Raw genomic sequence first — 23,242 nt, forward strand, 5'->3', positions numbered from 1 at the left:
TGGGGCCGGGGTGAGGCGGCCACCGGGGAGTCGGCCCGAGGTGGGCCAGCCACCGGGGTGTCGGGCCAGGGCGGGGCCGCTTCCGGTGAGCCGGAGCGGGCTGGGCGAGGTGTGCGAGGGTCGGGTGCGGTGGTCATGAGGTGCTCCTCTTCGGGCGGTGGGTGCGTGGTGTGCGGGGGCCGCCTGCTCTCCCGCGCTGCCTTCACTGTCCTTGATCCGCCGCCCCGTGGCGTCAACCCGTGGGGCGTAACGCCGCGTCAACCCGTGGTACGACGACGGCGCCGGACGGGAACCCGGGGCCGGCCGGCGCCGCACCGTCCCGCGGCGGCCGCTGCCCCGCCTACTCCTCCACCGCCCCGCCGACGCGCCGGAGGTGCTGCCGGAAGGTGTACGCCGGATCGGCCGCGCGGCGGGCGAGGTAGTCGTCGAAGGCGGTCTGCCGGCGCAGGGTGTCGCCCGCGCGGATCCGGCGGGCCTGTTCGCGTTCGGTGTCCCCGAGGGACCGGGCGGTCTCCAGCACCTCGGCGGCGCGGTCCGCGGGGACGAAGAGCACGCCGTCGTCGTCACCGAGGACGACCTCGCCCGCGGTGATCAGATGGTCCCCGAAACGGGCGCTGACCAGGGCGTCCGCCTCCCGTTCGCCGAGTCGTACCGGACCGGGCGCGCAGCGGCCGTAGCTGAAGACCGGGAGGCCGATCTCCACCAGTTCCGGGGTGTCGCGGTGCAGGCCCCAGATCACCAGGCCGGACAGTCCGGCGGCCCGGGCTTCGAGGGCGATCAGGTCGCCGACGCACGCCTCGTCCCGGCGGCCGCCGTTGTCGATGACCAGGACGTCGCCCGACGCGGCGTCGGTGAAGGCCTCCAGGAAGATGTCGACGCTCCCGTAGTGCCGGACCGGGAGGGCCCGGCCGGCGAGCCGGTGTCCGGGGACCACCGCGCCGATACCCGGCGGCGCCGCGCGCAGCGGCACCCCGAGCCGGACGCAGGCATCGGCCACCAGGGGGGTGGTCAGCTCGGCGAAGGTCTTGAGCATGGCGTTCTCCTCGGTCAGGGCCCGTCGCCGCCCCGGAGCGGTCGGTGCGGTGCGGTGAACGATGCCATGCTCCCCGGCCGCCCCGGCCGCCCCGGCCCGTACAGGCCGGTCGCCAACCGCCTTGCGGGGGAGGGCGGGTGGCCGGAAACCGCCTTATGGAGGGGGTGCGCCGGGGCTAGCTTTGACTCCGTGACCAGATTCGACATCTGGTCACGGAACGGGAAGGAGCCGAGGACGTGGAGCGGGCCGAGCGCGGCGAGCGCATCCTGGAGGCGGCCAAGGAGCTGCTGCTCGCCTGGGGCTACCGGCGGGTGACCATCGACGAGATCGCCCGCCGGGCGGGCGTCGGCAAGGGCACGGTCTACCTGCACTGGAAGACCAAGGATTCGCTGATGCTGGCCGTGGTGCTGAAGGCCAAGTGGCGCAGCCAGCAGCAGCAGTTGGCGCGGATGCGGGCCGATCCGCGGAACATCCTGCCCAGCCGGATGCTGCGGGGTTTCTACCGCGACTTCCTGGCCGAGCCGGTCCTGCGCGCCCTGTACACCGACGACGCCGATGTCCTCGGCCGGCTCAACGACACCGCGAAGAAGGAATTGACGGAGCTGATGGAGGTCAGCGACCAGGCCCTGCACGGGAGTCTGGAAATACTCCGGGAGCACGGTCTGGTGCGCACCGACACCGACCTGCGGCACCAGCAGTACGCGCTGCTGTCCATGGCGGCCGGGTTCTTCCTGGCGGAGGCGATGCTGTACGACCGTGCCCCGGACAGCCCCGAGGTGCGCGGCGACATCTTCGCCGACACCGTCCACCGGGCCGTGGAGATCTCCCCGGAGGAATTCGCGGCCGGCCAGCCGCCCGGCGCGGCCCACGGTCCGACCCATGGCGAGGCGGTGGCCGCCGCCGCACCCGACGTCATCGCGCTGTACGCGCGGATGGAGGAACACAGCGCCCGGGAATTGCGCCGCCACGTGCGCGACTGAACACCCGCCGGCCCGGCCGCGACCCGGCCCGCCGTCCGCGCGGATTTCCGTTTCACCCATGCTCATCCCCACAGGAGAAAGAGACATGACCGAAACAGCGGCCTCCCCGTTCACCGAGCACATCGGCAAACACCCCGGCGAGCCCAATGTGATGGAACCGGCGCTGCTCGCCGACCCGTTCACCGGCTACGGCGCACTGCGGGAGCAGGGCCCGCTCGTCCGCGGCCGCTTCGTGGACGACACCCCCGTGTGGCTCGTCACCCGTTTCGAGGAGGTCCGCGCGATCCTGCGCGACCACCGGTTCGCCAACGACCCGGCCCGTGCGAAGGGCGCCGCCGAAGGCGAATCCCCGATCGACCGGCTGATGGACATGCTGGGACTGCCCGAGCAGTACCGGCACTACCTCGCCGGCAGCATCCTGAATCTCGATGCCCCCGACCACACCCGGATCCGGCGGCTCGTCTCCCGGGCGTTCACGGCCCGTAAGATCATGGATCTGCGGCCCCGGGTGGAGGAGATAGCCGACGACCTGCTCGACCGGCTCCCGGAACACGCCGAGAACGGCGTCGTGGACCTCCTCCGGCACTTCGCCTATCCGCTCCCCATCACGGTCATCTGCGAATTGGTGGGAATTCCGGAGGAGGACCGCCCGCAGTGGCGGGAATGGGGCTCCCAGCTCGTCTCGCTCCGGCCGGAGCAGCTCACCGCCTCCTTCCCGGCGATGATCGACCACATCCACGAACTCATCGGCGCCCGGCGGGCGGCGCTCACCGACGACCTGCTCAGTGAGCTGATCCGCACGCACGACGACGACGGCAGCCGGCTCAGCGACATCGAAATGGTCACCCTGGTCCTGACCCTGGTCCTCGCCGGGCACGAGACCACCGCGCACCTCATCTCCAACGGCACCGCCGCGCTGCTCACCCACCCCGATCAGCTGCGCCTGCTGAGGTCCGACCCGGGACTGCTGCCGCGCGCCGTGCACGAATTGATGCGCTGGTGCGGGCCGGTCCAGATGACGCAGATGCGCTATGCCACCGAGGACGTCGAGGTGGCCGGCACCCGGATCACCAAGGGCGAGGCCGTGCAGCTGGTCCTGGTGGCGGCCAATTACGACCCGCGGCACTACGCCGAGCCCACCCGGCTCGACCTCACCCGTCAGCCGGCGGCCCGGGCCGAGAACCACGTCGGGTTCGGCCACGGGATGCACTACTGCCTGGGCGCCGGACTGGCCCGCCAGGAGGCCGAAGTGGCCTTCGGGAAACTGCTCGCGCGCTACCCGGACCTCTCCCTGGCGGTGGCGCCGGACGCCCTGCGGCGGGTACCCCTGCCGGGCAACTGGCGGCTGGCGGAACTGCCCCTGCGGCTGGGCTGAGCCGGGGAATCCGCCCCGGCACCGTCGCGGCACACGGCCGCGACGGTGCCTGGGGCCGGGGCCCTGGACGAGCAGGCCGGCGCTGCCGTCCGGGAGGGCGGGCCGGGCGGTCAGGGCCCGATGTGCACGTGCCCGGCCCACCGGCTCGGCAGCAGGGGGGCGGCGGCCCGCAGCCGGCGGACGGCGTCGTGCAGGGCGGCCGCCGGGGCGGGGTGCGGGCTGGTGTGGAACAGCCGGGCGGCCTCGGCCGCGGTGGCGTCCTCCACGGGCCAGAGGGTGGCGACGACCTGGCCGTAACCGGCCAGGTGGAAGGCGCCGCCGAGGGGGACGGCCTCGTCGGGCAGCTGCCCCGAGCGGGCCGTGGCGCAGGCCGAGAGGTAGCAGAACTCCCCGTGGCCGAGGCGGAACCGGGAGATCTCGGCGACGGTCAGCGGCTGGTCGTACAGGATCAGGTGGCTGCCGTACGGGCCGGCGGGGTCGGCGACCGCGTGGCAGGCGAGGTGGAGGTGGGTGGCGGCGGGCAGCGCGGCCAGCAGCCGGGAGCGGGTGGCGTCCGCGCCGGTGAGGACGACGGTGCCGGGCCCGTAGCGGGCGGCGGCCGCGTCGGCCTCGGTGAGGGCGCCGTCCAGCGGCGCGAAACCGGGGGTGCGGGGGATCGCCACGACCAGGGGTGCCGGCGGGCGGGGGCGGGCGGTGCGGACCGCGGCGGCGAGGGCGGCGACGGTCGGGGTGTACGAGGGCACCGCGCGGTCCAGGAGTGTGCAGGCACCGCCGTCCTCCCCGTGGTGGCCGGCGGCGTGCAGCGGCAACAGGGCCAGCGGCCCGGTGGCGGAGAGCCACAGGCGGGGCGGCCGGGGGCCGTCGGCGGGGCCGGGTCGGCCGGCGGCCGTGCGGTCGAGGTGGGCGAGGACGGGGGCGGCGGTGGTGTCCCAGAGCCAGCCGAGGGTGTCGCGGAGGTACGCCTGGGCGGTGAGCCGGTCCACCAGGGGCGTGCCGGGGAGTTCGGCGGTGCGCAGCGCCTCGGTGAAGCGCGTGGCGCGCTCCTCGGCGTCGGCGTGGCGCAGGCCGGGCAGCGGGACGGCGGCCACTCCCCCGCTGGTGAGGACCAGCGCGTCGCAGCGCAGCGGGCTGGTGTTGACGGTGACCACCGGGCCGCCGGCCGCCGCCGGGCGGAGTGCGGCCAGCCGCGGCGGCTTGAGGAAGCCCTCCAGACCGGGCAGCCGGCGCGCCTCGTCGACCACCGCGTCCCATTCCCCGGCGAGGCGGTGGCGCCGGTCGGCGGCGTCACCGGGGCCCGCTGCGGTGGTGGCCGCGGCGGCGGTGAGGGCGGTGCGCAGGGCGGTGAGCCGGGCCGCGAGCTGCGGGGCGGCGGCCCGGAGGGCTTCCTCCTCGCCGTGCAGGCCCAGGGAGCGGGTCAGCAGGATGCCGCGGCCCTGTTCGAGGACTTCCAGCGCCCGGGCCGGCGCGTCCGGCCCGCCGGCCCGGAGGACCGCGGCGGCGGCGTCGGCGGGCAGTCCGCGGCCGGGCCGGTCCGGCCGGTCCTCGGGCGCGCTGCCGTGCAGCTGGTGGGGCACCACCTGGGGCAGCAGGGCGACGGCGCGGGTGTAGGCCGCGGCGGCCTCGGGGCGGCGGCCGGTGGCGGTGGCGAGTTCGGCCAGCGCCCGGTGCAGGCGCAGGAGTTCAGCGGGCGGCCCGGTGGCGTGCCGGGCGGCGGCCTCGGCGACGACGTACGCCTCCCGGATGAGCTTGGGTTCCGGTTCCTCGCTCGCGGTGTGGCGGTGGCGTTCCAGGAGGGCGGCGCAGAGGTGGGAGAGCATGGCGGGGCGGAAGAGGCGGGCGGCGTGGGCGGATTCGATGGCCTCGCGCAGCAGGGCGATCGCCTCGTCGAGGGCGTCCGGGCGCCCGGTGGCCCGGGCCCGTTCGCGCAGGGCGCGGGCGAGGTCGTCGAGGTGGCCGGGGCGCCGGGGGTCGTCGGCGGCGCTCACCGCGACCGCTTCCCGGTGGACGGCGACCGCCTCGCGCAGCGCCGCGGGCTCCGCGGGCACCGGCCCGCTCCCGCGCGGGCCCGGCCCGTCCTGGGGAAAGTCGGCGGCCAGGTCGTACAGGGCGTTGCCCAAGTGGCCGAGGGCGGTCGCCAGATCGGTGCGGTGGCCGCGGCGCGCCCGCCGCTCACCGGCCGCCTGCCGGTACAGCTCGACGGCCTCGTGCAGCACTCCGGCCGACCCGGTGCGCCGGTACTGGGCGTGCAGCACCTCCGCGTGCTTCAGCAGGACGCGGTCGCGGCCCGGGGCGGGCAGCGGCTGGTGCTCGCCGCGGACGAGCTGGACGGCCTCGTCCAGCGCGGCGCCGTCGCCGGTCACCCGGTGGCGCTTGACCAGCAGGCCGGCGAGCCGGGCCCGGTGGGCGACGGCGTCCGGGGCGCCGGCGGGCGCCGCCCGGACCGCGCCGCGGCAGGCGTCGACGGCGGCGTTGAGGTCGGCCGGGGCGCCGCTGAGGTCGTAGCGCCGCGCCAGGTGCAGGCTGAACGCGTCGAGCCGGTCGGCCAGCCACTCGCTGTCCTGCGGGGTGTGGCGCAGCGCCTCCCGGCCGCATTCGACCGCCTCGTCGAGGTCCCCGCGGTCGCCGGTGTGCCGGTAGTGGTCGCCGAGCACCCGGGCGTGGTGGGCGACGGCGTCGGCCCAGCGGGCGCCGGCGGCCGGGATGAGCAGCAGGAGTTCCCGGCCGAAGCGGACCGCCTCGGCGAGGACGGCGGCGTCACCGGTCTCGCGGTAGCGCGTCCGGAGGCTGACCGCGAGCAGGCGCAGCGCCCTCACCCGCTCCGGATGGTGACGGGGCGTCAGGTCCAGGAACGGGTGGAGCGCGGCGGTGTCCTGCTGCGGCCGGCGGCCGTGCGGGTCGAGCCCGCGGGCGGCCGCGACGAAGTCCGCGGACAGCTCCTCGCGCTGCCGCAGGCCCGCCAGCACCCACCGGCGGACCTCGCGCGGCACCCGGGGGCCGACCGGCCGGCGGCCGGCGCGCAGCGCCTCCAGCACCGCGGCGGCCTCCGGCGGCACCGCGTCCCGCTCCCTGGCGTAGACGCAGGACAGCGGCTGGAGGGACGCCTCCCACTCGGCCTGGTGGGCGCCGTCGGGGCCGAAGACGTACTGCGCCCAGCGGGCCAGGCCGACCGCGTGCAGGGCCGCGAGATCCGGCCACCGGGCGCCGTCCATGCTGATGACCAGCCGGGTGACCGCGCCCTGCCGCTCCAGGGCCCGCAGGCCGGCGAGGTCGCCGGTGTCGCGGACGGTGGCGATGGCCCGGCGTACCGCGACGAGCAGCCGGTCCCGTGAGCCGTCCCGGGAGGGATCCCGCGCCGGATCCCGTGAAAACTCTCGCATCGTGCCCCCGTTGGCCCGAGAATGAGGTGCCTGGTCCGCAACCGTGCGGCGCCGTACGGCGGTTGTCTCCCCGTGCGGTCCCGCGGCCCCTCCGGGCACTTCAGCATAGGCCCGATCGGAACGGCAGCCCATGGCATCGACAGCACCGGCGTCCGGCCGGGAAGACCTTGATCTGGCCGCGCTGTGCGCCCAGTTGGGCGCGGTGCGGCGGGCGGTGCGCGGCACCCCGTCGGCCGACGAGCTGGCCGACGGCCTGGCGGCGGTCCGGGACGGGGCGTCGGCCGGCGCCCTGCTGGCCCGGCTGGGCATCGCCCCGGCCGGACAGGACCGGGACCCCTGGGACGGCGCGGCGCCCGTCGCCGCACCGGGCGCCGGGGACGGCCGCGGCGAGCGGTACGGCTGCCCGGCCGGCCGGTGCGGGCGCGCGGTGGCGCGGGAGCCGGGCGGCGAGCCGCCGTGGTGCGCGGTGCTCGGCGCGGCCATGCGACCGCTGGTGGGCTGACCCGCGGGCGCGGGCGGGGGTGCCGTTCCCGGGCGCACCGGGCCGTCCGCGCGCCCGGAGCGGTGGCGGGAGCAGCTGAGGCGGCCCGGTCGGTACCGGTCGGTGCGGCGCCGCACGGGCCGGTGAGCGGGCGGCGAGGCCCCCTCGGCCGCGCCCGGGCGGTGCGCCGCGCGGCCGTGGTGGTGGCGGCCTTCGCGGCCCGTCCGACGGCGGTGGCATCCAGGGCGTCAGCGGCGGCGGGAGCCGGGGCAGCTCTACGGCCGTGGGCGCGGGCCCCGCGCCGCCGTCCGGCGCGCTGACACGGCGCGGCGGGGGCCGCACGGGCGGTGGTGCGACGACGGTGGCCGGGCCGGCGGCTCAGGCTCTCGGCGCCGCGCGCACGGTCCGGGCCCGGGACCGGGAGCCGGGCGAGGGCGCGGCGGTGCGTGCGGTGGGCGCCCCGGGCGGTGCGGGGGGCGTCAGGCCGCCGCCGGCACGGTGTGCGCGGCGGCGTCCGGGCAGCCCCCCGGCGCGGCCCGGCGGGGCTGCCCCGTGCGGTCCGGCTGCCCGGCCCCGCCGGACTGCCCGCGCAGGTCGGCCAGCCGGTCCAGGAGCTGGTCGCGGACCGCGGCCAGGTCGGCGATCCGCGCCTGGAGCAGGGCGAGCCGCTGCTCGAAGACCTCGATCTTGGGCGCGGGATCGGCGCAGCGGTGCCCTCCGGTCAGCTCGTCGCGCAGGCAGCCGTCGAGCAGCCGCAGGTCCTCGGTGGTCAGCCCGGCGGCCAGCAGCAGCCGGATGTTCTCGACGACCCGGACGGCGCCCTCCCCGTAGCTGCGGTAGCCGTTGGCGGTCCGGTCGGGGCGGAGCAGGCCCTGCTCCTCGTAGTAGCGCAGCGCCCGGGTGGTGACGCCGGTGGTCCGGGCGAGTTCCCCGATCCGCATGGTGCTCCCTCCTGGTGTCGGCCGTCGGGGGAAGCGTAGACGTTGCCGTGGACGTGAAGGTCAAGCCCGGTCGGCGAGCACGGTCAGGACGACGACCGGGACGGCTCGCCCGGCGCGCTCCTGGAAGACGGCGAACTGCGGGTCGGCCGCGACCTGCCGGGCCCACAGCCGGTCCCGCTCGGCCCCGGTGGCCGCCGCGGCGCGGGCCCGCAGCACCCGGGTGCCGACCTCCACGGTGACCTCCGGGTGGGCGGTCAGATTGCGGTACCAGGCCGGCGGGGTGGCCGCGCCCCCGTTGGAGGGGAAGACCGCGAACCGGCCGTCGCCGTCGGCCAGGTAGCAGACCGGCGTGGTCCGCGCCAGCCCGGAGCGGGCCCCGGTGGTCGTCAGCAGGAGCAGCGGCTGCCCGGTGAACGGGCCGCCGACGACGCCCCCGTTGGCGCGGAACTCCGCGATGACGCGGCGGTTGACCTCGTTCACGCGCCCGCTCCCGTCGTCCCGTCGGCCGCCGCGCCGTGCGGGCCGCCGCCGGATACCGCCCCGGCCCGGGCCCGCCGCCGTTCGCCGCGGTGCTCGGCGCCGGCGGCCGCCAGGGCGAGCAGCGCGACGGCCCCGCCCGCCACCGGCACCCAGCGCAGCGCGACCCCGCCGGTGAGCAACTGCCCGCCGAGCCAGCCGCCGCCCGCGATCCCGAGGTTGAACGCCGAGCTCTGCACGGTCAGCGCGAGGGTCCTGGCCCGCTGCGACGCCACGTTCAGCAGCCGGGTGTTGACCGCCGGGATGACGGCGTAGTACGCGGCGCCGAAGAGGAAGAGCGCCGCCACCGCCAGCGGCCGTACGGCCACCGCGGCGCCGAGCAGCAGCAGCGACCCGGCCAGGGCCAGCACCCCGGCGCAGACCGCCCCGGTCACCGAACGGTCCGCCAGCTTCCCGCCGAGGAGGTTGCCGAGGGTGCCGCCGGTGCCGAAGAGGAGCAGCAGCACGGTGACGTACCGCGGTTCGACGCCGACGGTGTCGGTGAGCAGCGGTGTGACATAGGTGTACGCGGTGAACGCGGCGGCGGCGCTCAGCGCGGTGACGGTCACCACGGCCTGCACCCGGCGCTCCCCGAGGACGCGCAGTTCCGCGGCCCGGCCGCCCGCCGTCCCGGCGTCCGCGTCGCCGTCCGCCGGGTCGCCGGCCGCCCGCACCAGGGCGAGTACCGGGCCCGCGACGGCGAGGGTGAGCAGGGCCACGGCGGCGAACGCGGCGCGCCAGGACAGCCATTGGCCCAGTGCGGTGCCGATCGGCAGGCCGGCGACCATGGCCAGGCCGAGTCCGAGCGAGACCCGGGCCACCGCGGTGCCCCGCCGGTGTGCGGGCACCACGTCGGCGGCCAGGCCGAAGAAGAGCGGCATCAGCCCGGCGTGCGCCAGCGCGGACGCCACCCGGCCGGCCGCGATCAGCGGGAAGCCGGGGGCCAGGGCCGAGACCGCGCCGCCCAGGGCGTACAGCGCCAGCAGCCCGGTCAGCAGGGTCCGCCGGCGGACCGCGGTGGTGGCCAGCGCCAGCACCGGCCCGCCGACGACCACCGTCAGCGCGAAGACGCTGACCAGCAGCCCGGCCGTGGACAGCGGCACCCCGGCGTCCGCCGCGACGTCCGGCAGCAGTCCGGCGATCATGATCTCGCCGGTGCCGAGGGTGAAGGCGCCCAGGGTGAGCACGGCCGGCCCCCAGGGCCGGCCGCCGCCCGCGGCGCCCGCCGGTGCCGGGGGTGCGGTCCGGGGTGCTGCCGCGGGTGCGGACGGCTCCGGGGGTGCCGGGTCCGCGGGGCGGGCCGGTCGTACGGGTGTCGGTGAGGTATCCATGGGGCCACCCTCGACGTTCACGCCGGGGTGAAGGTCAAGGCGGGCGGTCCGGCGCCGCGCACGGCGGCGCCTCCAGGGGGCCACCCCCCTCCGCCGCACCGTCATCGGCCGGCGGAGCCCGGCCCGGCTCCGCCCGGGCCAACTCCCGCCCCACCGCACCCCATTGACGAAAGGTATGGACCAATCTACGGTGTGCGCACCACCCCCCGATTTCCCCGCCACGGCACCCCGTCGCGGCGTGAAGGGAGCACAGCGTGACCGGTCGGATAGCGCGTCTGCTGAGAGCCGGCCTCGCGGCCGCCTGCCTGCTGCCGGTGCTGGGGACCGCGGTGCCCGCCACCGCCGCCCCCCGTGCCGACACCTGCGCCGTCAAGCCGCGGCCCGCCGGCAAGGTCCTCCAGGGCTACTGGGAGAACTGGGACGGCGCGGCGAACGGCGTCCACCCGCCGTTCGGCTGGACCCCGATCACCGACTCCCGGATCCGCGCCCACGGCTACAGCGTCCTCAACACCGCCTTCCCGGTGATCCGTTCGGACGGCACCGCCCTCTGGGAGGACGGTATGGACGCGACGGTGAAGGTGCCCAGCCCGGCCGAGATGTGCCAGGCCAAGGCCGACGGCGCCACGATCCTGATGTCCATCGGCGGCGCCGCGGCCGGGATCGACCTCAACTCCCCCGCGGTCGCCGACCGCTTCGTGGCGACGCTCGTGCCGATCCTGAAGAAGTACAACTTCGACGGCATCGACATCGACATCGAGACCGGCCTGACCGGCAGCGGCAGCATCAGCCAGCTGTCGCCCTCGCAGGCCAACCTCATCCGGATCATCGACGGCATCCTGGACCGGATGCCCGCCGGCTTCGGCCTCACCATGGCCCCCGAGACCGCCTACGTCACCGGCGGCAGCGTGACCTACGGCTCCATCTGGGGCGCCTATCTGCCGGTGATCAAGAAGTACGCCGACAACGGCCGCCTGTGGTGGCTGAACATGCAGTACTACAACGGCAGCATGTACGGCTGCTCCGGCGACTCGTACGGCGCCGGCACGGTGGAGGGCTTCACCCGGCAGACCGACTGCCTGGACAAGGGCCTGACCGTCCAGGGCACCACCATCAGGGTCCCCTACGACAAGCAGGTGCCGGGGCTGCCCGCGCAGCCGGGCGCGGGCGGCGGCTACCTCTCCCCGGCCCTGGTCACCCAGGCGTGGAACACCTACCACAACGGTCTGAAGGGCCTGATGACCTGGTCCCTGAACTGGGACGGCGCGAAGGGCTGGACCTTCGGGGACACCGTCCGGGCCCTCCAGGGCCGCTGATCCGCCGCTACGACCGCCGGCGCGGCCGCCCGCGCCGGGCCGCGCCGCCCCTGGCCCCGCCGGCCGTCCGCCGCGCTGCCCGCCCGGCCGCCGCCTGCCCCTTCTCCCTGGGCTTCTCCGCCGCCTTGCCCTTCGCCTTCGGCTTCTCCGGGGCCCCGGCGGCGGGGCGGCGGCCCCGGGTGCTGTTCACCGTCCGGCCGCGGACGATGCCGATGAAGTCGTCCACCAGGTCGGTGGTCCGGTCCTCGCGCCACGACAGCGCCACCCGGGACTGGGGCGTGCCGGTGACCGGGCGGTAGGTGAGGTCCCGGCGGTGGTACAGCCGGGCCAGCGACTGCGGCACGATCAGCAGCCCGATCCCGGCGGCCACCAGCTCGATCGCGTCCGCCGTCGTGGCCGGCCGGTCGAGCGCGGGCCGTCCCGGCGGCCGCGCCCAGTCCAGGGTGTCGTCGAGTGGGTGCAGCACGATCTCGTCGGCGAGGTCCTCGGCGCTCACCTCGTCGAACGCGGCCACCAGGTGGTCCTTGGGCGCCACGACCACCGTCGTCTCGGTGTAGAGCGGGATGGCGCTGAGGTCCGTCCGGTCGGCGGGCAGCCGCAGCAGCCCCGCGTCGGCACCGCCGCCCCGCAGCTCGTCGGCCGCGTCGGCGGCCGTGACCTGGAGGAGGGTGAGGGGTACGTCCGGCAGGCGCTCGTTCCAGATCCGCACCCACTTGGCGGGTGTCACTCCCGGTACATACGCGAGCCGGAACGAAGGGGATACGTCCGAGCCTGTCACCCCGCCAGGCTACCCGCCGGGGCCGGAGGCCGTGGTCAGCGGCCGCGCGGACGCTCGATACCCTGGGACCATGAAGTCGCACCAGACCGCCCAGACGATGAAGCCCGCCACCGCGGCGAAGAAGCTGGGTGTGTACCTCCAGGCCACCCCCGCCGCGTTCCAGGAGGGCGTGGTCTCCCGCGCCGAGCTGAACGCGCTCCAGGCGGATCCCCCCGAGTGGCTGCGCGAGCTGCGGCGCAACGGCCCGCACCCGCGTCCGGTGGTCGCGGCGAAGCTGGGCGTCTCCATCTCCGGTCTCGCCCGCGGCGGGGTCACCGAGGCCCTCACCACCGAGCAGATCGACGCCCTGAAGACCGAGAACCCCGAGTGGCTCCGGAAGGAGCGCGCCACCCAGGCCGAGGTCCGCAAGGAGACCGCCCGCCTGAAGGAGAAGAAGCGCACCGACGGCGCCGCCTAACGCCTCCGGCACAGCCGGCCCGGGCGGCGGGGCGGCCGGGGCGGTTCCGCACCGGGCCGGGGCGGCGCAGCATGGACGTATGACCCCACCGCCGCCTGCCCGGCGCGCCTCCGGCGCCGCCCCCGCCCGCCCCGCGCTCCCCACCCTCGTCTACGACGGCGACTGCGCCTTCTGCACCGCCTGTGTGCGGGCCGCCGAGCGGTACGTCCGGCCCCGCTGCCGGATCACCGCCTGGCAGTCCGCCGACCTGGCCGCGCTCGGCGTCACCCGGCGCCGCGCCGAGCACGAAGTGCTGTGGATCACCCCGCCGGGGACGGTGCACGGCGGCGCCCGGGCCGCCGCCGCCCTGCTGCTGAGCGCCCGCGGCCCCTGGCCCGTCGCGGGCGCCGTCCTCACCCTCCCCCCGGTACGCCCCCTCGCCCACGTCCTCTACCGCCTGATCGCCACCCACCGCCACCGCCTCCCGGGCGGCACCGCGGCCTGCGCCCTGCCGCCCGCGGAGCGTCCGGGGAGGGGGCGGGGGCAGTAACGGCTCCGGGGCCCGGCTGTGGGGCGCCGTTCCGTGCCGGGGTGCGGGGGTGGTCAGGGGGTCGGCCACCAGGACGGGGCGAGGGCGATGGTCCGGAGCTGCCGGAGGGTCAGGGCGGGGGTGGGGCGGGTGGCGGCGCCGGACTGGGTGGGGGCGTTGAAGGCGCTGATGACCACCCGCTTGCCGTCGGCGCGCATGGTGTCGACGGTCCACCTCACCACGCCGTCGCCGCCCTTCTCGCCCGGGCCCTGGTGGACGGCGATCCGGGTGCCGTCGGCGAGGGTCTCGGTGCCGGAGCGGAAGAGGTCGCCGGCGGCGTCCCGCATGTCGGGCTGGACGTTGATCTGGACGAGGCTGCGGCCCTTCCCGTCGTCGACGACGACGTAGGTGAATTCCGGGTCGCGGACGTCGTCGCTCTTCCCGACCACCGTGAGGCCCTTGGGCAGCAGGCCGGTGAGGGTGGCGGCGAGCCGGGCGCCCGCGCCGTCCTTGAGGGGAGCGGGCCGCTCGGCGCGCTTCCGCAGGCCGGCCGGGAGGGCCTCGGCGAGCCGGCGCCATTCCGGCGCCGTCACCAGGGTCTTCAACTGCGCCGGGGACAGCGGCGGTTCGGTGCGGCTGTCGGGGGCGCCCTTCTCCGCTGCGGCGTTCCACTCCTGCACGGAGATGCTCTGCCCGGCCGGTGTGACCAGGTCCGCGGTCCACCTCTTCGTGTCGGCCCGCCGGTCGGGGTACTCGTAGCCCTGGAAGACCCGCAGGATTGATCCGTCGGCCAGCCGTTCCGCGGCGCAGGCGTCGTAGGTGACGTAGGCGCGGTCGGGGCACCGGGTCCGCTCCGGGGTGTCCTGGCCACGGCCCGGCTCGGCGATGCCCAGGGAGACGGAGAGGGCCGCGGGGCCCTTGCCGTCGTCGTAGACGACGGAGGCGTACGGCAGCGTCGGCCCGTCCTGGTCCGTGCCGCGCCCCTCTTCGCTGCTGAACGTGCCCCGGGGCAGCAGTTTTTCGAGCGTCCGGATCAGTTCCTCCTTGGTCACCCCACCGGACGGCGTGGCCGCGTGCGGGCCGGCGGCCACCGCGGCGGCCCGCGAGGCGGTCGGGGAACCGTCCGCGGACACCAGCCACGCGCCGCCCGCACCGGCGCACAGGACGCCGGCCGCGCCCGCGGCGAGGGCGGCCCGGCGCCGCAGCCGCAGCCGCCGTCCGCGGGCCGCACCGGCGTCGGCGAGCGCGGCCCGGTCGGCGGCGAAGGTGCCGCCGACCTGGTGCAGGGCGTCGGAGAGCCGGTCCTCGAAGGGGTCGTGGGGCTGCTCAACGTGCATGACGAACCACCGTTTCCGCGAGGTCGAGAGGGTTGAGGGGAGGGGGAGGCGTGGGGAGGGAAGCGAGGACGCGGGGGCTGCGCGGTGTCAGGGGTGGGGGCAGGCGCCGAGGTCCTCGCCGAGGAGTTCCCGGAGCCGCCCCAGGGCGCGCACGCAGCGGGTGCGCACGGCCGCCGAGGAGGCGCCGAGCACCTCGGCGGTGTCCGCGATGGACCGGTCCTCCCAGTAGCGCAGGACGATCACCGCCCGGTCCTTGGCGGGCAGTTGCCCGAGCGCGTCCATGAGGACGAGCCGCAAGGCCGGGTCCCCGCCCGCCGGATCGGGCCGGTCGGGCAGGACGTCCGTGGCGCGCTCGGTGCTGCTGCGGCGCCGCTGGTGGGTGAGGAAGATCCGGGTGAGGACGGTCTGCGCGTACGCAGCGGGGTTCCCGGCGCGGCTGACCCGTCCCCAGTGGACGTACAGCCGCCCGAGCGTCTCCTGCACCAGGTCTTCCGCGAGATGCGTATCGCCCGCGGTGAGCAGGCACGCGGACCGATACAGGTGTCCGGCCCGCGCCACCGCGAACTCCACGCACTCCGCCGCGCGGCCCTGTCCCATCTGCTCCTCCTGCCCCGGTGCCCGATGTCCCGTGGTGCGGACCCGGGCGTGCCTGCGCGCGATGCGCCGCGTTCCGCACTTCTTCGACGCGGTGGGCGGGCGGAAATGTTTCACGTGAAACCCGGCGGGGCGGCGGGGAGATGGCCGCGGACGACCGGCGGACGGCCCGAGCGCGATCCGGGAGCGGCCCGGACGCGGTGGGTGGCGGCGGTCGGTCAGTCCGCCGGGCGCTCGGCCGGCAGGGCCGGGGCCGTGGTCGGCGTGCGGTCGCGGCCGCGGAGGCGGGGGCGCAGGCGGTCGAGGAGGACGAGGGCCAGGGCCAACGCGTAGAAGGCCAGGGCGAAGACGACGGCGTTGGTGGCGATGCCGTCGTAGCCGTGGAGGTCCACGTCGAGGAAGGGGTAGGGGTAGCGGCCGTCGGTTCCGGGGTCGAGGAGGGCGCCGCGGACGAGGGCGAACGGGAGGTAGAGGAGGGGGTAGGTGAGCCACTGCCAGGCGTAGCGGAACAGGAACGCGCCGGGGCCGGTGAGGAGCAGCCAGTCGAGGACGGCGGCGAGCGGCGTCGCGGTGTGCAGCAGCTGGCTGGCGGCGGATTCGAGGGGGGTGCGGTGGCTGGTCATGGCGAAGCCGCTGGAGTCGTTCGACAGCACGAAGTGGAAGACCAGGCCCGTGATGCAGATGTAGAGCAGCGCCGCGCCGGTGGTCCGCGGGGAGAGCGCGGGGCGGCCGGTCCAGGCGCGGTGGGCGGACCAGGCGAAGACGACGGCCAGCACGATGTTGGACTGGATGGTGAAGTAGCTGAAGAGCCGGCCCAGGTCGTGCGAGGCGATGGTGTCCAGGACGATACCGGTCGCCCCGGTCAGCGCCGCGAGGGTGCGGAAGGCCGCCGCGACGGGGCGGCGGTGGCCGGCGGAAGGGGCGAGCGCGGGCGCCGCTCCGGGCGTACCGGGCCGGGCCGCGGGCTCGGCGGACCCGGCGGCGGCCGGGGTGGCGGCGGGGGGTGTGGGATCGAGCATTGGTACACCGTACGGCCCGGTGGCCGGGCGGACTTCGCGGGCTCCCGATCACGCCGGGACCGGGGCGCGCGGGGGCGAGCGGGGGTGGTGCCCGGGTGGGCGCGGCCGCGGCCGTGCCCACCCGGTGAACAGCATGAACGCCCGGACCTGCTCAGACGACGCTGTTGAAGGTGGTGCCCTCCCCCGCGTACAGGGTCGTCGTCTGCCGGCTGAACGGGGCCGTCGCCGAGCCGGTCGAGCGGTAGACGTACGTGCCGCTCGCGCCGTAGGCGATCAGGTCGGGGCGGCCGTCGGCGGTGACGTCACCGGCACCGACGAGGTGGGAGAAGGCGTTCCAGCCGGCGCCGATCTTGACGCGGGGGCTGAAGCCGCCCGCGCCGTTGCCCTGGTAGAGCCAGAGGACGCCGGAGGTGTCGCGGGCGACGAGGTCACCCGCCGCGCTGCCCGCGAGGTTCCCGACGGCGGTGATCTGGTGGTAGATCTGCCAGCCGCCGCCGACCTTGACGCGCGGGGCGAAGGGCGCGGACCAGCTGCCGGTGCCCTTGTAGAGCCACAGGACGCCGGAGGTGTCGGTGGCGAGCAGGTCGGGGCGTCCGTCACCGGTGAGGTCGCTGCCTGCGGTGATCGTGTTGTAGATCTGCCAGCCGCCGCCGACCTGGAGGCGCGGCGCGAAGGTGCCGTCGCCCTTGCCCAGGTACAGCCAGAGCACGCCGGAGCCGTCCCGGGCGACCAGGTCGCCCGTCGGGGCCCCGGCGACGTTGCCGACCGCGGTGACCTGGTTGTAGATCTGCCAACCCGCGCCGATCCTCGTCCGCTTGGCGGTGGCGACCTGGCCGCCCGACGGCCAGTCGAAGAGGTCGTCCCGCCACAGCACACCGGAGGCGTCCCGGGCCAGGACGTCCGTCGAGCCGTTGTCGTTGAAGTCGTGCGGGTTGGCCTCGCGGGTGACCTGGAAGCTCCCCGAGCCGGTCGCCGGGCCGCCGATCCCGTCGGCCGGGGTGGCGGTGATCTGCCAGGTGTACGCGCCATTGGGCGCGCTGATGCCGTCCAGGAGGCCGTCCCAGACGAAGCGGAAGCGGCTGTCGTTGACCGGCTGGGGCAGGCGCTGGGTGAGCGTCTTGCCGGTGGCCGTGTGGGTGAGCGTAAGGTCCACGGTCGCGTTCGGGCGCGACAGGGTCCACTCCATCGGCACCGTGGTGCCGGGCGTCTCCAGGTTCACCGCGGTGGGGACCTTGGAGTCCGCCACCTTGACGGCCAGCGACCGGCCCGTGCCCGCCACCAGGGCCACGCGCGGCTGGTCGAGGCCCGAGGGGGCGATGCTGAACAGCCCGTCGGCGTCGGCCGTGGCGCCGCGCACGCGCAGGCTGCTGTCGGGTGCGTGGGCCACGCTGGAGAAGTGCTCCAGAAGCTTGTACGGCTCGGCGTCCGCCTTGGTGATGCTCCGCGCGTACAGCGGGCTCAGCGTCTCGCCGCCGGCGCTCCCCGGGACCCCGTAGAGCAGCGTGTCATCGGTGATGCCGGCGATGACGGCGCCGCTCAGGGAACTGTCCAGGGGGAACCTCTTGGTGAGGCCCGGCTTGGACACCACGATCTGGGGTTCCCTGCCCGAGTACCCGTACTCGGTCCACGCCGTGTAGTCGCCGGGGTAGGAAGCCGTCGAGTTCGCGGTCCAGGGGCCGATCATCTGCCGGCCGGCCATGTCGATGACCGCGCCCTTGGTGACACTGGTGGCCGCCTTCCAGTACACCGTCTGGAAGGTCGGCCCCGAGATCTCCCGGGACTTGCCCAGGATGAGCAGGGAGAAGCCGTTGGAGGCGACGACCTTGTAGTCGAGGCTGTAGTTGCTGCCCGAGAGCTGCGTCTTCTTGGTGGCGCCGTCCACCTGGGAGAGCTGCCACAGTTCGTGGTAGTCCGCGGTGGTGGGCACGCTCACGAAGAGGTTGCCGCCGACGACGCCGACGAGCTTGGCCCCGGGCTTGAATTCGGCCGCGAGGTCGAACGACACGGTCGGCGCGGCGCCGTCCGTCATGTCCCGCAGGTAGAACGTGGTGCCGCCGTCGCCGGTCACGACGGTGTCGGTGTCGCTTTCGTAGCCCACGGTGCCGTCGGTGATCGGTGTCACCGAGCCGTCGGCGTACGTGCGCCACTCCAGAACCGGGTGGCCGGCCTCGTCCTTCCGGGTCGTGAGGTAGCCGGTCTCGCCGCTGCTGACGATGTCGGCGCCGACCGGCAGCGTCGCCGGGGCGGCGGGAGCGTCAGCCGGCGCGGCGGCGGCCGCGACCACGGAGGCCGGGGCCGCCACGGCACCGGGCGCGGCCAGGACGCCGGCTCCGACCGTGACGGCCAGAACGGTGGCGACGGCGGCGCCGAGGCGACGTCGGGTGGTATGTGCTGAAGCCAAGAAAGGCCCTCCTGATGAGTCGAACGGTACGCAGGCCAGCGCGTACAACTCGATCAGACTTGCGAATAGGGACGGGGGTTGTACGAGTTACTCGTGTTTCTCATGGAGAAGGGGAGGCGCCCAAAAGCGCCCGATGACCGCCCGCCGCACCGCCCCCGAGCCCCCGGGCAGCGCCAGGTACAGCCCCTCTCCCCCACTGCCGCCCAACTCCTCCTCGCGGGGACACCGCCTCTCCGCCCCAACTGCCCCGCCGGCCACAGGAGTCCACCATTCGAAAGGCTCTTTCCATTCTGCGCGTTGATCGCTAGCGTCCTCGCCGACGACGCGAGCGCATCCGCACGCGTCCCGACCGACCGACGAGGGGAAACACCCATGCCGGCACCGATCGACCTGCGCAGCGACACGTTGAGCACCATCACTCCGCAGATGCGCCGCTTCATGGCGGACGCCGAAGTGGGGGACGACCTGTATGGCGGAGACCCCACCACCCAGCGCCTGGAGCAGCGGTGCGCCGAGCTCCTCGGCAAGGAAGCTGCGCTCTTCACCGCGAGCGGCACCCTGAGCAACCAGCTGGCCATCCGCGTGCACACCGACCGCGGCAGCGAAATCATCACCGACGCGAAGTACCACATCAACTTCTTCGAGAGCGCGGCCACCGCCGACCTGAGCGGCGTGGTCCTCAACCCGGTCGACACCCCGGACGGCATCCTCACCCCCGCGCACCTGGACGCGGCCGTGGACCGCAAGCGGCGGGCCCGGCTCACCTCCGCACCGTCCCTGGTGTGGGTCGAGAACACCGTCAACTACTACGGCGGCCGGGCGATCGGGCTGTCGGACCTGGCCGACCTGCGCGCGGCCTCGCTCGCCAAGGGCCTGCCGACGCACATGGACGGCGCCCGGCTGCCCAACGCGAGCGTCGCCACCGGCGCCTCGCTCGCCGAGTACGCCGCCACCGTCGACACCGTCGCGGTCTCCTTCGCCAAGGCCCTCGGCGCGCCCTTCGGCAGCGTGCTGGCCGGTCCGGCCGAACTGATCGAACGGGCCGCCGTCTACCGCCTGTGGTACGGCGGCGGCCTGCACCAGTCCGGCTTCATGGCGGCCGCCGCGCTGTACGCCCTGGAGCACCACATCGACCGGCTCGCCGAGGACCACGCACACGCCCGGCTGCTGCGGGAACTCCTCGTCGAGAACCCGGCGTTCAGCGCCCCGGAGCCGGAGACCAACATGGTCATCGCGGATGTCTCCGGCACCGGGCTCAGCTCCGCCGAGTTCGTCTCCGCCGCCGCCGACGCCGGCGTCAAGGTCGCCCGGTGGACCGACACCCAGGTGCGGATCGTCGCCCGCCTCGGCGTGGACGAAGCCGTCGTGCGCGACGCCGTGCGGCGCCTGCACCAGGTCGCCGACCGGCAGCCCGCCCTGGCCGTGGAGCGCTGACGCACGTGGACCTGTGGACGCCGCTCGACTGGCCGGGATTCGGCCACATCGCCCTGGCCGCCCTCGCGTTCCTGTGCGTGACGGCCTTCCTCGCGGGCGCGATCGACGCCATCGTGGGGGGCGGCGGACTGCTCCAGCTCCCCGCCATGCTCCTGGTCAACCCCGGTGGCGCGGTGGTGTACTCGCTGGCCACCAGCAAGATGGTGGGCCTGGTGGGGACCTCCGCCGCGGCGGTCACCTTCGCCCGCAGGACACCGCTCGACTGGAAGGCCGTGGGGCAGATGGCCGCCACGACCTTCCCGGCCTCGGTCGCCGGGGCGGCGGTCGCCTCCGCCCTGCCCAAGTCGGTCCTGAACACCGTGGTGCTGTGCGCCCTGGTGATCGTGGGCCTGTACACCTGGCGCAAACCGGAGTTCGGGGTGGCGGAGGACCGGCGCTTCGGCCACCGCGGTGAACTGATCGCCATGGCGGTGGGCGGCGCGGCCATCGGCTTCTGGGACGGCCTCGGCCCGCCCGGCACCGGCTCCTTCCTGGTGTTCCTCCTCGTCGGGGTCATCGGCTACGCGTTCCTGCGCGCGTCCGCCGTGGCCAAGGTCGTCAACATCGCCGCCAACCTCGGGGCGCTGGTCTTCTTCATCCCCGCCGGCAAGGTGCTGTGGGGCCTCGGTGCGGCCATGGCCGTGTGCAACCTGGTGGGCGGCATCCTCGGTGCCTCGCTGGCCATGAAGCGCGGGTCCGCCTTCGTCCGCAAGGTCTTCCTGGTGGTCGTCTCGGGCCTGGTGATCAGCGTGACCTGGAAGCTGTCGCTCGCGTAGCCCGCGGTGCGGCGGACTCCTCCGCCCCGTGCCCCCGCCCGCGGGGTGGCGCGCACGCGCCGCCCCGCGGGCCCGGGGCCCTGCGGCCCTCCCCACGACCCCGGAGGCAGCGACGGCGACGCCCTACGGAGCGGACTCCCGCCCCACCTCGACCAGGGTCCGAAGGGTCAGCGGCCGGGCCAGGATCCGGTCCAGGACCCGCCGGGCGTGCCGCAGGTGGGGCGTGGCGAGGTGGGCGTCGAGGGCCTGCCGGTCCTCCCACCGCTCCACGGCCACCATGCGGGCGGGGTCGTTGGGGTCGGTGTAGATCCGGTACGCGAGACAGCCCGGTTCGTCCAGCGTGGGCTCGATCAGCGCTTCCAGCGCCGTGCGGAGCCGGTCGTGCCGGCCCGGTACGGCGAGGAACTCGGCGACCACGAAGAGGGACACGGCCCGGCCCCGTCAGGCGTGGCGGGCGGGGCCGCTGCCCGCGCCGGTGGCCGTGATCGCGGTGGCGATCTCCTCGATGTCGGCAGGGGTCAGTTCGAGCGTCGCCGCGCCGATCCAGCCGTCCACCTGAGCGGCCTTGCGCGCACCCACGATGGCCCCGGTGATGCCGGGCCAGGCGAGCACCCAGGCGAGGGCCACCTCGGCCACGGTGCGCCCGTGGCGTGCGGCGATCGGCCGCAGTGCCTCGGCGAGCCGGAGGTTGGCGGTCAGGCCCGTGGTGAAGTCGTGGTGGGCGGTCCGCCAGTCATCGGCGGGCAGACCGGCCACCCGCTCGGCGGAGAACGCCCCGGTGAGCAGGCCGGATTGCAGGGGCGAGTAGACGATCACGCCGGTCCCGTGGGCGCGCGCCCAGGCGATCTCGTCGGCGGACGACCGGTTGATCGCCGAGAACGGCGGCTGGATGACGTCGACATGGGCGATCCGCTCGGCGGCCTCCAGCAGGTCGGGCGTGTGGTTGGACAGACCGATCGCCCGGACCTTCCCCTCGGCCTTCAGGTCGGCCATGACCTGCCAGTATTCCTCCAGCGGCGTGGCGTTGGGCGACACGGCACCGAAGCCGCCGCCGGCGTACTCCAGCGATTCGCCGGTGTCGGGGTAGTGCACCTGGTACAGGTCGATGCGGTCCACGCCCAGCCGCCGCAGGGAGTCCTCGACCTCGCGGCGGACACTGGCGGGCTTCATGATGCGACGCGGCGCGGCCGACGGATCGGACGGGTCCCAGACCAGGCCGGCCTTGGTGAAGAGGTACGGGCGGTCGGCCTCCGGCAGGCCGGCGATGGCCTTGCCGACCAGTTCCTCCGAGTGGCCCAGGCCGTACACCGCGGCCGTGTCGATCCAGTTGACGCCCGCGTCGAGCGCGTGGCGGATCGCCGCGACCGACTCGGCATCGTCGGTGGCTCCCCAGCTGAAGGTCCACCCCGAGCCCGAGACGGCCCACGAACCGAAGCCCAGTCGGGTGATCTCCATGCCGGTGCGGCCAAGCGTGACAGTCATGAGTGAAGCGCTCCTGTGCGTCGGAAAGCCGGATCCGTTCCGGCGGATTCCACCCTCGGCGATCCGCGCCGGGCCAGGCAGTGCCGGGCGCTGCCCAGGCAGGCCGAGACCAGGCACGCCAAGACCAGGCAGGCCGGGACCAGGCAGCCGCCTCCCTAAGATGGGGCCCGTGAGCTTCGACCGACGTGCCGAACTGGGTGAGTTCCTCCGATCGCGCCGCGCCCGGCTCCGCCCCGAGGAGTTCGGACTGACCTCCTACGGGCGGCAGCGCCGGGTCCCCGGCCTGCGCCGCGAGGAGCTGGCGCAACTGGCCGGCGTCAGCGTCGATCACTACGTCCGGCTGGAGCAGGGACGCAGTCTGCAGTTCTCGGTGGAGGTTCTGGACGCGGTGGCCGCGGCCCTGCGCCTGGGCCCGGCGGAACGGGAGCACCTGCACCGGCTGGCGCGCCCCGCCCCGGACACCGCCGGGGCACCGGCGGACCGCGCGCCGCTGCCTCCGGGCATCCACCGCCTGCTCTCCGCGATCACCGGCGCCCCCGCCTACGTGGTCGACCGCAGGACCGACGTACGGGCCTGGAACCCCCTGGCCGCGGCGTTCCTTACCAACTTCGGCCAACTCCCCGCCCCCGAACGCAACATGGCCAGGCTGGTCTTCCTCGACGACGGCATCCGCGAGCTGTACGCCGACTGGTGGGCGCGGGCCCGCGACGTGGTGGCCTTCCTGCGCCTGGACATCGCGCGCCCGCCCGGCCCCCCGCCCGCGCAGTCCCTGATCGAGGAACTGTCGGCCGCCAGCCCCGAGTTCCGCCGGATCTGGGCCGAGCACGACATCAAGGCCCCGGAACACGGCAGCCACCGCTACCGGCACCCCCTGGTCGGCGCACTCGAATTGTCCTACGAGACGCTGCGGCTGCCGGGCCACCCCGACCTGGCCCTGGTCGTGCACACGGCGGAGGAGGGCTCCCCGTCCGAGGAAGCCCTCCGTCTCCTGATGCGCTGACCCCCCGGGCCCACCTCGGCCAGGGCGGGACGGGGGCCCGGGAGGAGGCAGCGTGTGCCCCGTTGAGGAA

At 75.3% G+C, this 23,242-nt stretch carries 21 protein-coding genes; 9 read left to right on the top strand and 12 right to left on the bottom strand.

What is annotated here, in order from left to right; translation table 11 throughout:
* Positions 1 to 340: 340 nt before the first annotated feature.
* The gene (locus MUU72_RS01265) at positions 341 to 1,033 is read right to left on the bottom strand and encodes an RraA family protein (RefSeq protein WP_248011176.1); all 693 of its coding nucleotides are present in this window, start codon (positions 1,031 to 1,033) and stop codon (positions 341 to 343) included.
* A gap of 236 nt (positions 1,034 to 1,269) precedes the next feature.
* Here MUU72_RS01265 and MUU72_RS01270 point away from each other — a divergent pair, with 236 nt between their 5' ends.
* Positions 1,270 to 2,013, top strand: coding sequence for a TetR/AcrR family transcriptional regulator (locus tag MUU72_RS01270; RefSeq protein WP_248011177.1), 744 nt, complete (start codon positions 1,270 to 1,272; stop codon positions 2,011 to 2,013).
* A gap of 85 nt (positions 2,014 to 2,098) precedes the next feature.
* Positions 2,099 to 3,388, top strand: a complete 1,290-nt coding sequence (locus MUU72_RS01275; protein ID WP_248011178.1) for a cytochrome P450 family protein — start codon at positions 2,099 to 2,101, stop codon at positions 3,386 to 3,388.
* Positions 3,389 to 3,498: 110 nt separating this feature from the next.
* Here MUU72_RS01275 and MUU72_RS35120 read toward each other — a convergent pair whose 3' ends face one another.
* Complete coding sequence (locus MUU72_RS35120) at positions 3,499 to 6,765, bottom strand: CHAT domain-containing protein (protein ID WP_282503475.1); 3,267 nt, start codon at positions 6,763 to 6,765, stop codon at positions 3,499 to 3,501.
* A gap of 130 nt (positions 6,766 to 6,895) precedes the next feature.
* Here MUU72_RS35120 and MUU72_RS01285 point away from each other — a divergent pair, with 130 nt between their 5' ends.
* A complete protein-coding gene (locus MUU72_RS01285) occupies positions 6,896 to 7,267 on the top strand; it encodes a hypothetical protein (RefSeq protein ID WP_248011179.1) in 372 nt (123 codons plus the stop codon).
* Between the two features lie 458 nt (positions 7,268 to 7,725).
* Here the strand turns inward: MUU72_RS01285 and MUU72_RS01290 are convergent, their stop codons facing one another.
* The 3 genes from MUU72_RS01290 to MUU72_RS01300 are packed head-to-tail and all read right to left on the bottom strand — an operon-like array spanning position 7,726 to position 10,034.
* Entirely contained in the window at positions 7,726 to 8,187 is a 462-nt protein-coding gene (locus tag MUU72_RS01290; protein ID WP_248011180.1) for a MerR family transcriptional regulator, read from the bottom strand.
* Between the two features lie 60 nt (positions 8,188 to 8,247).
* The gene (locus tag MUU72_RS01295) at positions 8,248 to 8,667 is read right to left on the bottom strand and encodes a nitroreductase family deazaflavin-dependent oxidoreductase (RefSeq protein WP_248011181.1); all 420 of its coding nucleotides are present in this window, start codon (positions 8,665 to 8,667) and stop codon (positions 8,248 to 8,250) included.
* A complete protein-coding gene (locus tag MUU72_RS01300; protein WP_248011182.1) occupies positions 8,664 to 10,034 on the bottom strand; it encodes an MFS transporter in 1,371 nt (456 codons plus the stop codon). Before MUU72_RS01300 ends, MUU72_RS01295 begins: the two co-directional genes overlap by 4 nt.
* Before the next feature lie 254 nt (positions 10,035 to 10,288).
* Between MUU72_RS01300 and MUU72_RS01305 the strand changes: the two genes are divergently transcribed.
* On the top strand, positions 10,289 to 11,347 hold the full coding sequence (locus MUU72_RS01305) for a chitinase (RefSeq protein WP_248011183.1): 1,059 nt from the start codon (positions 10,289 to 10,291) through the stop codon (positions 11,345 to 11,347).
* Between the two features lie 7 nt (positions 11,348 to 11,354).
* On the opposite strand, the gene MUU72_RS01310 is transcribed toward MUU72_RS01305, so the two are convergent.
* Positions 11,355 to 12,125 carry a LysR family substrate-binding domain-containing protein gene (locus MUU72_RS01310; RefSeq protein WP_248011184.1) on the bottom strand — a complete coding sequence of 257 codons (771 nt, stop codon included), beginning with the start codon at positions 12,123 to 12,125 and terminating at the stop codon, positions 11,355 to 11,357.
* Positions 12,126 to 12,195: 70 nt separating this feature from the next.
* On the opposite strand from MUU72_RS01310, the gene MUU72_RS01315 reads away from it, so the two are divergent.
* Complete coding sequence (locus MUU72_RS01315) at positions 12,196 to 12,582, top strand: DUF5997 family protein (protein WP_248011185.1); 387 nt, start codon at positions 12,196 to 12,198, stop codon at positions 12,580 to 12,582.
* A gap of 79 nt (positions 12,583 to 12,661) precedes the next feature.
* Positions 12,662 to 13,111 carry a thiol-disulfide oxidoreductase DCC family protein gene (locus MUU72_RS01320; protein ID WP_248011186.1) on the top strand — a complete coding sequence of 150 codons (450 nt, stop codon included), beginning with the start codon at positions 12,662 to 12,664 and terminating at the stop codon, positions 13,109 to 13,111.
* A 53-nt stretch (positions 13,112 to 13,164) separates the two neighbouring features.
* Here MUU72_RS01320 and MUU72_RS01325 read toward each other — a convergent pair whose 3' ends face one another.
* The 4 genes from MUU72_RS01325 to MUU72_RS01340 all read right to left on the bottom strand — a co-directional run bounded on the left by MUU72_RS01325 (position 13,165) and on the right by MUU72_RS01340 (position 18,441).
* Positions 13,165 to 14,427 carry a hypothetical protein gene (locus tag MUU72_RS01325; protein WP_248011187.1) on the bottom strand — a complete coding sequence of 421 codons (1,263 nt, stop codon included), beginning with the start codon at positions 14,425 to 14,427 and terminating at the stop codon, positions 13,165 to 13,167.
* 87 nt (positions 14,428 to 14,514) lie between these two features.
* Positions 14,515 to 15,024, bottom strand: coding sequence for a SigE family RNA polymerase sigma factor (locus MUU72_RS01330; RefSeq protein WP_248011188.1), 510 nt, complete (start codon positions 15,022 to 15,024; stop codon positions 14,515 to 14,517).
* A gap of 215 nt (positions 15,025 to 15,239) precedes the next feature.
* Positions 15,240 to 16,040: a Pr6Pr family membrane protein gene (locus MUU72_RS01335; RefSeq protein WP_248011189.1), complete on the bottom strand. Its 801-nt coding sequence runs from the start codon at positions 16,038 to 16,040 to the stop codon at positions 15,240 to 15,242.
* A gap of 151 nt (positions 16,041 to 16,191) precedes the next feature.
* Positions 16,192 to 18,441, bottom strand: coding sequence for an FG-GAP repeat domain-containing protein (locus tag MUU72_RS01340; protein ID WP_248011190.1), 2,250 nt, complete (start codon positions 18,439 to 18,441; stop codon positions 16,192 to 16,194).
* A 372-nt stretch (positions 18,442 to 18,813) separates the two neighbouring features.
* Between MUU72_RS01340 and MUU72_RS01345 the strand changes: the two genes are divergently transcribed.
* Together MUU72_RS01345 and MUU72_RS01350 are read left to right on the top strand one after the other, a co-directional pair.
* Complete coding sequence (locus MUU72_RS01345) at positions 18,814 to 19,875, top strand: threonine aldolase family protein (protein WP_248011191.1); 1,062 nt, start codon at positions 18,814 to 18,816, stop codon at positions 19,873 to 19,875.
* A 5-nt stretch (positions 19,876 to 19,880) separates the two neighbouring features.
* A complete protein-coding gene (locus tag MUU72_RS01350; protein ID WP_248011192.1) occupies positions 19,881 to 20,690 on the top strand; it encodes a TSUP family transporter in 810 nt (269 codons plus the stop codon).
* Positions 20,691 to 20,813: 123 nt separating this feature from the next.
* On the opposite strand, the gene MUU72_RS01355 is transcribed toward MUU72_RS01350, so the two are convergent.
* Complete coding sequence (locus tag MUU72_RS01355) at positions 20,814 to 21,119, bottom strand: putative quinol monooxygenase (RefSeq protein ID WP_248011193.1); 306 nt, start codon at positions 21,117 to 21,119, stop codon at positions 20,814 to 20,816.
* Positions 21,120 to 21,131: 12 nt separating this feature from the next.
* On the bottom strand, positions 21,132 to 22,172 hold the full coding sequence (locus MUU72_RS01360; protein WP_248011194.1) for an aldo/keto reductase: 1,041 nt from the start codon (positions 22,170 to 22,172) through the stop codon (positions 21,132 to 21,134).
* 160 nt (positions 22,173 to 22,332) lie between these two features.
* On the opposite strand from MUU72_RS01360, the gene MUU72_RS01365 reads away from it, so the two are divergent.
* Positions 22,333 to 23,172: a helix-turn-helix transcriptional regulator gene (locus MUU72_RS01365; RefSeq protein ID WP_372502924.1), complete on the top strand. Its 840-nt coding sequence runs from the start codon at positions 22,333 to 22,335 to the stop codon at positions 23,170 to 23,172.
* The last annotated feature ends 70 nt before the right edge of the window (positions 23,173 to 23,242 follow it).

Source organism: Streptomyces rhizoryzae (assembly GCF_023155275.1).
GTDB classification, from domain to species: domain Bacteria; phylum Actinomycetota; class Actinomycetes; order Streptomycetales; family Streptomycetaceae; genus Streptomyces; species Streptomyces rhizoryzae.

Coding starts and splice junctions, on each gene's coding strand:
- MUU72_RS35120 (WP_282503475.1), bottom strand. CDS start 6,765: ATGCGAGAGTTTTCACGGGATCCGGCGCGGGATCCCTCCCGGGACGGC.
- MUU72_RS01285 (WP_248011179.1), top strand. CDS start 6,896: ATGGCATCGACAGCACCGGCGTCCGGCCGGGAAGACCTTGATCTGGCC.
- MUU72_RS01320 (WP_248011186.1), top strand. CDS start 12,662: ATGACCCCACCGCCGCCTGCCCGGCGCGCCTCCGGCGCCGCCCCCGCC.
- MUU72_RS01275 (WP_248011178.1), top strand. CDS start 2,099: ATGACCGAAACAGCGGCCTCCCCGTTCACCGAGCACATCGGCAAACAC.
- MUU72_RS01315 (WP_248011185.1), top strand. CDS start 12,196: ATGAAGTCGCACCAGACCGCCCAGACGATGAAGCCCGCCACCGCGGCG.
- MUU72_RS01330 (WP_248011188.1), bottom strand. CDS start 15,024: ATGGGACAGGGCCGCGCGGCGGAGTGCGTGGAGTTCGCGGTGGCGCGG.
- MUU72_RS01360 (WP_248011194.1), bottom strand. CDS start 22,172: ATGACTGTCACGCTTGGCCGCACCGGCATGGAGATCACCCGACTGGGC.
- MUU72_RS01265 (WP_248011176.1), bottom strand. CDS start 1,033: ATGCTCAAGACCTTCGCCGAGCTGACCACCCCCCTGGTGGCCGATGCC.
- MUU72_RS01325 (WP_248011187.1), bottom strand. CDS start 14,427: ATGCACGTTGAGCAGCCCCACGACCCCTTCGAGGACCGGCTCTCCGAC.
- MUU72_RS01345 (WP_248011191.1), top strand. CDS start 18,814: ATGCCGGCACCGATCGACCTGCGCAGCGACACGTTGAGCACCATCACT.
- MUU72_RS01365 (WP_372502924.1), top strand. CDS start 22,333: ATGGGGCCCGTGAGCTTCGACCGACGTGCCGAACTGGGTGAGTTCCTC.
- MUU72_RS01335 (WP_248011189.1), bottom strand. CDS start 16,040: ATGCTCGATCCCACACCCCCCGCCGCCACCCCGGCCGCCGCCGGGTCC.
- MUU72_RS01290 (WP_248011180.1), bottom strand. CDS start 8,187: ATGCGGATCGGGGAACTCGCCCGGACCACCGGCGTCACCACCCGGGCG.
- MUU72_RS01300 (WP_248011182.1), bottom strand. CDS start 10,034: ATGGATACCTCACCGACACCCGTACGACCGGCCCGCCCCGCGGACCCG.